We start from the raw sequence: 11,757 nt of genomic DNA, 5'->3' as shown, positions 1-11,757 counted from the left end.
TTATTGTCCTCCTCTTGAAACGTATTTTCCTTCTTCAGTTGAGACTACTATAATTTCGTCTTCTTTAATAAATAAAGGAACATCAATTTCAAAACCAGTTTCTAATGTTGCTCTTTTTGTTGGATTTGTTGTTGTATTACCTTTTACGGCATCAAATGTTGAGGCAACTTTTAATTCAATTTTCGGCGGAAGTTCAATATCTAAAATTTCATCATTAAATTTACGCAATTTTACCTTAACACCTTCGGATAAAAAATTGAGTTCTCAGGCTATTTTTTCATTATCAATACTAATTTGCTCATAAGTTGAATCATCCATCAAAACACTATTTTGACCTTCATTATAAAGAAAAACCATTGTAATTTTGTCAATACGAGCTTTTTGAACTCTTTCACCACCTGAAAATGTTTTGATAGTGGTTGCTCCTGAGCGAAGATTTTTAACTTTTGCTTTTACGTTCGCTTGTCCGCGACCTTGTTTTGAATGTTGTGCTGAAATTACGACAAAAATTTCACCTTCAAATTCAAAGGTGATTCCAGGTCGAAATTCATTAACATTAATCATCTTACCGCCTCCTAAACTTGAAATAATAGCTATTATACCATAAAATTTCATTTTAAAAAGCGATTAAATTTAAAAATATAAAGTATATTAAATTTAAAACAGCAAAAAACACTATAAAAACAAGTTTAGTAATTTATATGCTTTTTAAGTGTGTTCCTGAGCTTTACAGTTTGATGGCAAAAATTCACTTTTTAGTCAATTAAATTCACAAAGATACCCGTAAATCCGTTTTTTTACACTAAAATATTAAGTTTTATTATTTTAAAATTAACATTTTGAAAAAAAAAAAAAAAATGTTTGGTCTAAAATAAAATTATGTTATAATGAACATCACTTAAGAATAATTAATAAATTTGGATATTGAATTAGGGGGGAATTAATTATGTTTTTTGTCTAAAAAAAATCAGAAAATGAGAATTTTCCGTCATATTTTTAAATATGATGCAATGCCTTAAATTTAACCGTTTAGAAATCTATAAATTTAGGGCTTTTGGTTATTGCTCTTTCAAAACTTCATATGTTTTTTTAGGCTCAATTTAAATAAAATGAGTTTTCTATTTGCATTGAGTTTAAATAGTAGTTGTATTTTTTTATGTTTTTGTCAGTGTTTTAACTAAAAAAGGTAGTTTAAATATTTCATATTTTGGTTTTTAAGTTAAAAACGCCGTAAAACCGGACACTTTTTTAAGATTATCTCATCAAACTGGGAAACTCGGTACAAACACTATAAAAACAAGTTTAGCAATTTATATGCTTTTTAGTTATTTTTTTTAAAAAATTTGGTTGAATATAAACCTAACTACAAAGTGAAAAAAAATTTGTCTGTTTAGTATTTTTAATTGATTTTTAATGATATTTTAACTTAAAAATCAATTAAAAAAGTTGAAAAATGTTATAAATTACAAGCTTTTTTAAAAATATTATGTTTTTAACTACTCCAAATACAAAGTAACGTAAATAAGACACAAAAGATAATACAAACTGTAAGTGTCAAGCAAAAAATCGTTGAAAATGTGATTAATAAAGTCATCAGGGGTTTTTATTGATGTTGGAAAATCAACATACATAAAATTTCAGTCGCATTTGTATGTAAAATAGATCGCATTTCCTGAAGACTCAATGGTAACATTCAAAACTTTAACGCCATCGCGGTCAGAATATCTTTTTAGTGAAAGTTCCATTGCAAGCGGTGTATACATTTTTCGGATTTTCAATCTGTCACTGGAGTGTGGATTAAAAACCTTGTTAAATTCTTCGTTTTCAAGTTTGATTTTGTCTTTTTGAGAAAGTCAGCCACTTGGTTTTAAAAGCTTAAAATCAAATGCCTTTTCACCTAAAATTGAAGTATCAATTTTTAAAATTCCAGTAAAACTTTGCTTTGTTATAGTTTCTTTTTTTCTTCTTTCTTCTCATTGTCAGTGGACATTTGTAAAACTAACATGGAATTTTTCATCAATCAATAATTCTTTCAGAGGTCTAACTTCACTAATTCAAGCCTTTGATGAACCAATGATTTGAACAGGAGTAAGATTGCTAATTTCATTTTTTGAAATTAGAATGTTGTTGCTAGGTTGGTCATTAAAACCTAAATAATCCATTCCTTTATCTAAAATTGAAAAGGCAGTTTTGTAAGCATCTTCTGGTCTAAAATTATCTATGACATCTTTTGAAACTTCATTGGTGATTTTCCTAATTTCCCTTTTTTTGATTCCTAAGTAAAAAGTAGAAGCAATTGCAATTATTCCGGAAATAACTGCAAAAATGATGCCACCAATCACTAGCTTGTATTTGATAGCAACATAAATACCAGCCGAAGTTAAAATGTATGAAATTAACGAGACAATATCAAGTTTTTTCGCCACTCTTTGTATTCCAGCAAGTTTTTCAAGAGTCTTTAAATGTTTTTTCTTGATAATTTCGTCTAATTTAGGTCGAAATTCCTCTTTTGCCTTGTTTTTATAGTCTTCAAATTTAAAATAATCATTTATTATTTTCATTTTTACTCCTTGATTCAATTTTAAAAGGAATTATTATAAAAATACTCTTTTTTTCCCACTTTTTAGTTATTTTTCAATAAAAAATAACTAAAAAGTGCTATAAATTACAGGGTTTTTTGAAAATATTATGTTTTTAACTAATCTAAATACAAAGTAGTGTAAATAAGAGATAAAAGATAATACAAACTGTAAGTGTCAGTCAAAAAATCGTTGAAAATTCGACTAATAAAATGATCAGCGCTTTTTATTGACCTAGGAAAATTAAAATACATAAAATTTCAGTTGCAGCTGTAAGTAAAATAGATTGCATTTTGAAATGATTGAATGGAAATATCGGAAACGTTAACGCCATTACGGTCAAAATATCTTTTTAGCGAAAGTTGCATTGCAAGCGGTGTATACATTTTTCTGATTTTCAATTTATCATTTGATACTGGTCTAAAAACTTTGTTAAATAATTGGTTTTCAAGTTTGATTTTGTTTCTTTGAAAAGGTCAACCGCTTGCTTTTAAAAGTTTAAAATTAAATGCTTTTTCGCCCAAAATTGAAGTATCAATTTTTAAAAATCCAGTATAACTATGCCTTATCACAGTTTTAACTTTTCCATCTTCGTCTTCTATTTTTTCTTCTCATTCTCAGTGGATATTTGTAAATGCAACATGGAATTTTTTATCAATTAATAATTGTTTGACAGGTCTAACTTCGCTAATTCAAGCATCTGCTGAGCCAATAGTTCCTGCAGGAGTAAAATTTCTAACTTCATTTCCTGAAATTAGAAAATTGTTGTTTAGTTGGTCATAAAAACCTAAATAATCCATTCCTTTGTCTAAAATTGAAAAGGCTGTTTTATAAGCATCTTCTGGTTTAAAATTAACTATGACGTCTTTTGAAATTTCATTTGTGATTGACCAAATTTCCTTCTTTTTCATTCAAAAGTAAAAAGCAGAGAAAAAAGCAATTATTCCCGGAATAATTGCAAAAATTAAGGTAATATATGCAACTTCGGCCAAGGAAATACTAAGAACAATAATAAAAGTTAAAAATAATGAAATTGAAAAAATAATGATAAGTTTTTTTGAATCTTTTTGTAATACAGCAATTTTTTGAAGTGAGCTTGAATTTTTTTTCTTGACAATTTCACCTAATTTGGGAAGAAATTCCTCTTTTGCCTTGTTTTTATAGTCTTCAAATTTAAAATAATCACTTATTATTTTCATTTTTACTCCTTGGGCGATTTTAAAAGGAATTATCATAAAAATACTCTTTTTTAGTCCGGTTTTTTAGTTATTTTTAAATAAAAACAGCTAAAAAATGCTATAAATTACAAGTAAATTAATATAAAAAAATAAGACAAATAATCTCAAAAAATCTGAAGAACTAATTTAAGCAAATATTTCTTAGATTTAAAAGGACATTATTTGTCTAAAAGTGTGTTTTTTAAATTTTATATTGTTTGAATTATAAATTTATTGAGAAATTATGTCTGTTTTTAGGATGCTTTTTTGCTGTGAGTATTTTTTAATAAGAAATTAAAAATCTTTGAATGATACATCTTGGCGATTTTGGTTGCTTGCGCTAAACATTGGGTAGGTTGTTAAATTCATCGAAGATGCAACAATTGAAGAAGGAAAGACAAAAATTTCGGTGTTAAAAGAATTAACATTGCTATTATAAAGTCGTCTTGCAGCCGCCAATTCTCTTTCTAAATAGGACGTTTGCTCAATTAATTCTTGATAAATTTTTGATGCTTGCAATTCTGGGTAATTTTCACTTACTGCAATAAGTCTACCAAATAATGAGTTGTTTAAATTCTCAATTTCTTGAGCATTTTCTATGTTTGATTTTAAACTTCGTAATCTTGTAATATCGCTTAAAATTGATTTTTCATATTCACGATATGAACGAACTTGGTCAGCTAATTTCAATAAAGTTGCACTACGTTGCTCAAGTTGAACCTCGATTGTACCTGCTGATTCATTGATTAAATTCTGTTGACGCATAAAATTATTTTTTTGCGAAATGTAATAAATTGGACCAATAAATAAAAATAAAGTCCCCAGAGTTCAAAATGCAACTTTAGCCGCTGTTGAAACAGTCGGTTTTTTGGAGTCATTATCAATTCGAGGTTCAAATCCTTCAATATTTCCAGCATTTTTAGGGTTGTATAAATTTGACATTTTTTTCCTTTAAATATTAATTAAATTACAAATTATACCATATTTTTTTCAAAAAGATCATATTTTTAACTAATCCAAATACAAAGTAACGTAAATAAGACACAAAAGATAATACAAACTGTAAGTGTCAAGTAAAAAATCGTTGAAAATGTGATTAATAAAATCATCAGCGGTTTTTATATGTGTTGGAAAATCAACATACATAAAATTTCAGTCACATCTGTAAGTAAAATAGATCGCATTTCCTGAAGATTCAATGGTAACATCCCTAACCTTAACACCTTCACGGTCAAAATATCTTTTTAGCGAAAGTTCCATTGCAAGCGGTGTATACATTTTTCTGATTTTAAATCTGTCATTTGATTCTAGATTAAAAACCTCGTTAAATTCCTCGTTTTCAAGTTTGATTTTGTCATTTTGAGAAAATCAGCCCCTTGGTTTTAAAAGTTTAAAATCAAATGCCTTTTCACCTAAAATTGAAGTATCAATTTTTAAAATTCCAGTAAAACTTTCCCTTATCACAGTTTCTTTGTTTCTTCATTCTTTTCATTGTCAGCGGACATTTGTAAAACTAACATGGAATTTTTCATCAATCAATAATTCTTTCAGAGGTCTAACTTCACTAATTCAAGCCTTTGATGAGCCAATTATTTCAACAGGAGTAAGTCTGCTAATTTCATTTTTTGAAATTAGAATGTTGCTAGCTTGGTGATTAAAACCTAAATAATCCATTCCTTTATCTAAAATTGAAAAGGCAGCTTTGTAAGCAACTTCTGGCTTAAAACTTTCTAGGACGTCTTTTGAAACTTCATCGGTGATTTTCCTAATTTCCCTTTTTTTGACTCCTAAGTAAAAAGTAGAAGCAATTGCAACTATTCCCGGAATAACTGCTAAAATGATACCACCAATCCCTAGCACGTAATTGACAGCAACAAACATAGCAATCACAGTTAAAACGAATGAAATTGACGAGACAATATTAAGTGTTTTTGCCACACTTTGTATTCCAGCAAGTTTTTCAAGAGTCTTTGAATGCTTTTTCTTGATAATGTCGTCTAATTTAGGCCGAAATTCCTCTTTTGCCTTGTTTTTATAGTCTTCAAATTTAAAATAATCATTTATTATTTTCATTTTTACTCCTTGGTTCAATTTTAAAAGGAATTATTGTAAAACATTCTTTTTTAATCCACTTTTTAGCTATTTTTCAATAAAAATAACTAAAAAGTGACTAATTTAGTGAAAAATTTCGGCAGCTAGTTTTTTTATATATGGTTTTGATTTTACCACTTTTATCAATTTTTTCTACTATTTTATTAGTAATTATTGCACTTTTTCCTTTAATTTTACAATAAAATATACCATGTAAATTTTTAAAATCCAAAATTTTAAAATTTTTTTGCACTTTTGCATTAATAATTTAAAAATTAATAGTATAATATTGTAATTTCAAATTTAAATTAAGGCGTCTGTAAAATCTTATTGCTTTATTTAAATTCTTTGTTTTTCAAAGCAAAAAAATAAAAAACAGACCAAGAAAGGAAAAAAATGTTCAAAAATATAAAAAAAATTGCAAAATTAAGGCTTCTTCCAATAGCTTCTGTACTGCCAGTTTTTATTGTCTTATCATGCCAACATACAAATCAAACAGCTCCTGAAACTAAAAAAGGTTCCCAATCTAGCCAAGAAGACAAAACTAAACCAGTAAAAATGGACACTCAAAAAGAAACAACAACAGCTAGAAAAACTAACCAAACAATCGATTTTCATTCTGCTCCATTTAATATTCCAAAAAAAGATAATGTCAAAACTCGAACCTTATTATTTCCAGCCGCAAGAAGTGAAAATAGGCTAAATAGTCAAGGTGTTTTCCGTTTCCAATTGCATCACTCACCGGTAAAAGGAGTTACAGGAAAATGAAGTGCCTATGCTAGCGAGGTAAAATCATTAAATGACAATACTTTAGTTGATCCTTTGAAAGTTAAGGTCGCTCGTACAACCGCAATTGAAGGTGATAATATTGAATTTCCGTTAGTTTTTAATTGAGATCAGCAAGATCAAAAACTAGAAAAAGGTAAATTTTACACATTTATTTTCTGAAAAGATGATGGTTCAGAAAAAATTGTTTTTAAACCAGAACATGTTGAAAATAGTAGAGATACTTTTCAAGCAATTGAGTAAAATTTCAAAGTTTTTAAAGATAAAAGCCGCATTTAGCGGTTTTTATTTTGCAAAAAACAAGGGAAATTAAATATTGAGTTTGACAGTTTGATGACAAAAATTCACTTTTTATTGAATACAAATATGCAAAAATACACGTAAAACCGTGTTTTTTGACGGTAAAACCTTAATTTTTATTATTTTAAAATTAATCTTTTGAAAAAAATGCTTGGCTAAAAATAAAATTATGTTATAATTATTCTCAATTAAGAATAAATTAATAAATTTGATATTGAATTAAGGGGGAATTAGTTATGTTTTTTGGCATGAAAAAAATTATATAGTGCGAATTTTCCGTTATGTTTTTAAATATAATGGAATGCCTTAAATTTGACCGTTTAGAAATCTACAAATTTATGGCTTTTAATTGTTGTTCTTTCAAAACTTCATATGTTTTTTTAGGCTCAATTTAAATAAAAATGAGTTTTCTATTTACATTGAGTTTAAATAGTAGTTGTATTTTTTATGGTTTTTGCTGTTTTATCATAAATTGATTTTTGCCAGTGTTTTAAAATTGTAATTAACTTTTGTCAAAAAAGTTAAAAAAGTGCCCAAAAACAGGACACTTTTTAAGATTATCTTATCAAACTGGGAAACTCGGGTAAAACAAGAAAAGTTAAATTATTTTGTTTATTAAAATTAGTGCATTTTCTGCTTGGAATTCAATTGGTTTTTCAATTTGTCCTGATATTAATATGGCATCAAATGGCTTAAAAGGAGCATCATTAATTTTTCCATGACCAGAAATTATAATAATTTCGTACCAAAAAACATCATTTTGGGGGAAAAGTAAAAATTTTTGGTTAATTTTTACTTTTTCAAGGTTAAAAAATTTATTTTTAACTAGTGATTGTTGACTTTTTTTGTTGTCATGAATAATTTTTGGGATTAATTTTGGATTTATCGCTACCTTTGCAAGTTCAAAATGAAGCTCTCTTTTTTGTCCGTTAGTGTCAAGTCGGTCAAAGTCAAAAATTCGAAAAGTTAAGTCTGAATTTTGCTGAATTTCATAAACAAGGGCACCTTGTGGAATAGAATGAATCAGTCCGGCGCTAATATATGCGAAATCATTTTTTTCAAGATCACAAAAATTACAGTGTTTGTCGATATTTTCGTTGTTAATTTCTGTAATTTTATCAGCAAAATCATTTGATTTTGCACCAATTATAAAAGGATCATCGCCTTTGTTTAGCACAAGTCAAGCCTCATCTTTGCCAAAAGAATTCAATTTTTTTGCTAATTTATTATCAGGATGAACTTGGAGACTCAGTTTTTGGCCAGCATCAATAATTTTATGAAGATTTGGGTAAGTTTTATGTGGATAAAAGCCAAAAAATTTGCGGTTTTGGGCAAAAAATTCGTCTAAATTTTGCCCACTAACACGCGAAAGCCCGTGTTTTTGTGCTGAAATTAGTCAGAGTTCACCAATTTTTTGGCTAGATTTTAGCTGATTTTGTAAATTTTGACCTGCTCATAAAGTATTTTTTTGGTATGGTTCAACAAAAACAAAATAATCTTTCATTTAGTTAGACTGACCTAATTTTTTGTTAAAAACATCATTTCCGATAAATGCTGATAAAATAAGTCCTAAAATTCCCATAACTAGTAAAAATACGCCATAAACAAAACCTTGACTCGGTACCGCTTCTTTTTTGGCAATTGTTGCGTTAATAAATTCTTGGTGTGCAGTAATATTTAAACTAATAAGGATAATTCCAAAAATAAGGACAGCTAAGGCCAAAAAAATCACAATATAAAAGAGTTTTTTATTATCTATTTTCTTAATTTTCATTATTTAGCTCCTTTTTTGTGATTTTTTCGTGCTAAATTGCTAAAAATATTAAAGTTACGATCCTTTCAAAGCCCATAAATTAGTGCAGTAGTAAAACTTCCGACAATAACTGACAAGAAGAAAAAGGCAATTCCAAGACCAATTCCGTGTTTTATTGAACCGACAGCACCAAGAATTGCAACAATTGGTCCGCCATGTCCGGCTTGATTTGTAACAGCAAGAAGTCCAGCAAGTCCACCAGCAACTGCTGAACCGATAACATTAGCACTAATTACCCGTTTTGGATCAGCGATTGCAAAAGGAATAGCACCTTCAGAAATTCCAATAAATCCCATTATTATCGCTGAAAGTCCGAGTGATTTTTCTTCTTTTGTAAATTTTCTACGTCAAATTAAGGTTGTAATTCCCATTCCAATTGGCGCAACCGGTATTGCAGCTGCCATCATTCCCATTGGTTCATAAACTTGAGTTGAAACAAGTGCTGTTGAAGTTAAAAAAGCAACCTTATTTACTGGACCACCCATGTCAAATCCGGCCATTCCGCCAAGTAAAAGACCTAGAAGAAATGCAACTCCAAGACCAATTCCGTCTTTGTTTTCAAAAACATGCTTTAATCCAGCGATTAATTTGTCAAGCACTCAACCAATAGGAGCGCCAATTAAGAAAATTACAACTAAAGATCAAAATAGACTGACTCCAATTGGAATTACAAAAATTGGTAAAATTGCACTTAAAGATTTTTGGATTTTTAGTGAATTAATGAATTTAACACTGTAACCAACAAGAATTCCAAAAATTACTGCGCCAATAAATCCCATCGGTGTTTGAACAGAAATTCCGCCAATTCCATAAAATAAATCGTTCGTATTACCGACAGTTGCAACAATAAATCCTGGTGCAAGTGCGGCCCGTCCGGCAATCGAGTAGGCAATGTAGCCACCTAAAACACCGATCATTAATTTAAAGGAAATTACCCCAATTTCGAGCATTCATCAGAGAAAATCACCTTTTGGCGCTGCTTCAGCATTTCCATAAATCGCTTTTCCAATTCCTAGCGAAAGGGCGATCATAATTCCCCCAAAGACAACATAAGGAATCATGTAGGAAATTCCGGTAATAATATGTTTAACAATGCTAGTGCGGCTTTCCTGATTTTGGGTTTGTTTTTTTTGTTTATTATGTAAAATTGGTGCTTTTTTTGCTTTTTGAATTACATCTTCAGTTTCGTGAATTGCGGCTTTAGTGCTTGTAAAATAGACCTTTTTTTGGTCAAAAATTGAGCTGTCAATTTCAAGATCGCTGGCAACTATGACAAATTCGGCTTCTTCAATATCTTCTTTTGTTAAAACATTTTTAGGTCCAACCGACCCTCGAGTTTCAATTTTAGGAATATAGCCATTTTGTTTTAGTCCCATTTCTAATTTTTCAGCTGCTAAATAAGTGTGAGCAATTCCAACAGTACAAGATGTGATTCCAACAACTTTTTTTGCATTTATGGGAATTTTTTGGGAATTTGTCTCGTGATTTTCCACTTGGTCTTTTTCAAAAATAAACTTTGAAATGTTATCAAAAATAACATCTTCATCTTTTGATAAAATTATTTCTTTAATTTCGGGATTAAGAATAATTCGTGCAACTTTTGCCAAAATTTCGACTTGATTTTGTTCAAAACCAGACTTTGGTAGCAAAATACAAAAAATAAATTTTGCCTTAGAGTCATCAAAATTTTGCCAATCAAGCCCAGATTTTAGACTTAAAAACAGCAGAGCTGGCTTTTCAATAGCGCTACTTTGAGCATGTGGGATTGCAAAATTTGACTCAAGTCCGGTAGAAATTTCATTTTCACGAGCCAAAAGATCGTCAAAGATTTTATTTTTTTCAGTTCCAATTCCAAGACTAACTGCTTTTTGAGCAATAAATTCAAAAACTTCTTCTTTTGAATTAAGATCTTGATCTAAAAAAATAAAATCTTTTGAAAAAATACTCATAAAAACCTTCCTTTCTTTTAATTTTATATACTTAAATAATCCATTATTTAGTTAAAAACAAAAGAAAAATAAAAATATTTTTACAAATTTGAAGTTTTTTATGAATGTTTTTCAATTACTCGTTTCATTCTTTAAGAATTTCAAGGTTTTTCTTGTAATTTTCTTCGTATTGCTCAGAAATTAAATTAGCAACACTAAAAAAAATAACATCAGAAATAAATTGTTGGTTAATTTTCGATGAGATCGAAATAAAACGGTTTTTTTGTTCGAGTGTTTGGTAAAAAATTAAATTTCTTTTAGGAATATCGATTTGTTTTTTTGCTGTTATTACAATAAAATTGTCGTTATTTTCAATAAACTTTTTAATAACAAAATTAATTTCTTTTGTTTTACATGATTTTGAAAACAAAATTTTTAGCGCTTGAGATTGAACGCTAACTAATAAAAAATTATGAAAATCACGAAAACTAACTGAATTTAGTCCTAATTTTTGCAAATTAATCGCTAGTTCGCTGGCCCCAATTGAAGAAGAACCAGCCCCATAAATAAAAATTTTTTTGCTCTCGATAATTTTTTGAGCAAAATCTTGGATTTTTTCAAGATCAACAAGCTCTAATGTTTGAACTAGTGAATTATGATAATATTTATAAAGTTGTTCGATAATTAGCTTGTTTTTATCGGTTTTTTGCTGATTTTTTACTTTATTTGAAATTTGTGCTGAATTAAGGAATAAATAATAAACATGAAACTGCATTTCTTTAAAGCTAGAAAAGCTTAACTTTTTTGCTAAATTTGAAATGAGCGTTATTGAAGATTGGGTTTTATTTGCTAATGATTTTAGATTAGACTGATAGAAAAATTGTGGATTTTCCTCCGCCAATTTAATAATAATTTTTTCAGTTTTAGTTAGGGATTCAACAATTTTTTCATCAAAGAAAACACTTTTCATAAAAATTAGTCTACTTTACTTATAAAATAAAAAATGAACAAGTCCTGCTTTTTTGACTTTAAAAAACAGGACT

General features: G+C 28.5%; 10 protein-coding genes. 1 reads left to right on the top strand and 9 read right to left on the bottom strand.

Annotated elements, in window-relative coordinates:
* The 5 genes from efp to QJQ40_RS02290 form a co-directional block, all read right to left on the bottom strand.
* Window positions 1–564, bottom strand: coding sequence for an elongation factor P (gene efp / locus QJQ40_RS02310; protein ID WP_044283931.1), 564 nt, complete (start codon window positions 562–564; stop codon window positions 1–3).
* Between the two features lie 932 nt (window positions 565–1,496).
* Window positions 1,497–2,561, bottom strand: a complete 1,065-nt coding sequence (locus QJQ40_RS02305; protein ID WP_282861028.1) for a DUF3137 domain-containing protein — start codon at window positions 2,559–2,561, stop codon at window positions 1,497–1,499.
* 137 nt (window positions 2,562–2,698) lie between these two features.
* Window positions 2,699–3,778 (bottom strand): DUF3137 domain-containing protein, encoded by a 1,080-nt coding sequence (locus QJQ40_RS02300; RefSeq protein ID WP_282861027.1) that lies wholly within the window; start codon window positions 3,776–3,778, stop codon window positions 2,699–2,701.
* A 312-nt stretch (window positions 3,779–4,090) separates the two neighbouring features.
* Window positions 4,091–4,738: a LemA family protein gene (locus tag QJQ40_RS02295; protein WP_069099522.1), complete on the bottom strand. Its 648-nt coding sequence runs from the start codon at window positions 4,736–4,738 to the stop codon at window positions 4,091–4,093.
* Window positions 4,739–4,807: 69 nt separating this feature from the next.
* Window positions 4,808–5,869: a DUF3137 domain-containing protein gene (locus QJQ40_RS02290; protein WP_282861026.1), complete on the bottom strand. Its 1,062-nt coding sequence runs from the start codon at window positions 5,867–5,869 to the stop codon at window positions 4,808–4,810.
* Window positions 5,870–6,283: 414 nt separating this feature from the next.
* Here QJQ40_RS02290 and QJQ40_RS02285 point away from each other — a divergent pair, with 414 nt between their 5' ends.
* Complete coding sequence (locus tag QJQ40_RS02285) at window positions 6,284–6,916, top strand: hypothetical protein (RefSeq protein WP_282861025.1); 633 nt, start codon at window positions 6,284–6,286, stop codon at window positions 6,914–6,916.
* 655 nt (window positions 6,917–7,571) lie between these two features.
* Here QJQ40_RS02285 and QJQ40_RS02280 read toward each other — a convergent pair.
* The 4 genes from QJQ40_RS02280 to QJQ40_RS02265 all read right to left on the bottom strand — a co-directional run bounded on the left by QJQ40_RS02280 (window position 7,572) and on the right by QJQ40_RS02265 (window position 11,684).
* The gene (locus tag QJQ40_RS02280) at window positions 7,572–8,477 is read right to left on the bottom strand and encodes a type I phosphomannose isomerase catalytic subunit (RefSeq protein WP_282861024.1); all 906 of its coding nucleotides are present in this window, start codon (window positions 8,475–8,477) and stop codon (window positions 7,572–7,574) included.
* Window positions 8,478–8,747, bottom strand: a complete 270-nt coding sequence (locus tag QJQ40_RS02275; protein ID WP_282861023.1) for a hypothetical protein — start codon at window positions 8,745–8,747, stop codon at window positions 8,478–8,480.
* A complete protein-coding gene (locus tag QJQ40_RS02270; protein ID WP_282861022.1) occupies window positions 8,747–10,735 on the bottom strand; it encodes a PTS fructose transporter subunit IIABC in 1,989 nt (662 codons plus the stop codon). The genes QJQ40_RS02275 and QJQ40_RS02270 overlap by 1 nt, the downstream gene beginning before the upstream one ends.
* A gap of 115 nt (window positions 10,736–10,850) precedes the next feature.
* Window positions 10,851–11,684 (bottom strand): MurR/RpiR family transcriptional regulator, encoded by an 834-nt coding sequence (locus tag QJQ40_RS02265; RefSeq protein ID WP_282861021.1) that lies wholly within the window; start codon window positions 11,682–11,684, stop codon window positions 10,851–10,853.
* Between the last annotated feature and the right edge of the window lie 73 nt (window positions 11,685–11,757).

The organism is Mesomycoplasma ovipneumoniae, from assembly GCF_030012565.1.
In the GTDB taxonomy this organism is placed as follows: Bacteria; Bacillota_I; Bacilli_A; order Mycoplasmatales; family Metamycoplasmataceae; genus Mesomycoplasma; species Mesomycoplasma ovipneumoniae_D.
The sequence above is the reverse complement of the archived record's forward strand: the minus strand, read 5'-3'. Positions and strand labels throughout refer to the sequence as shown.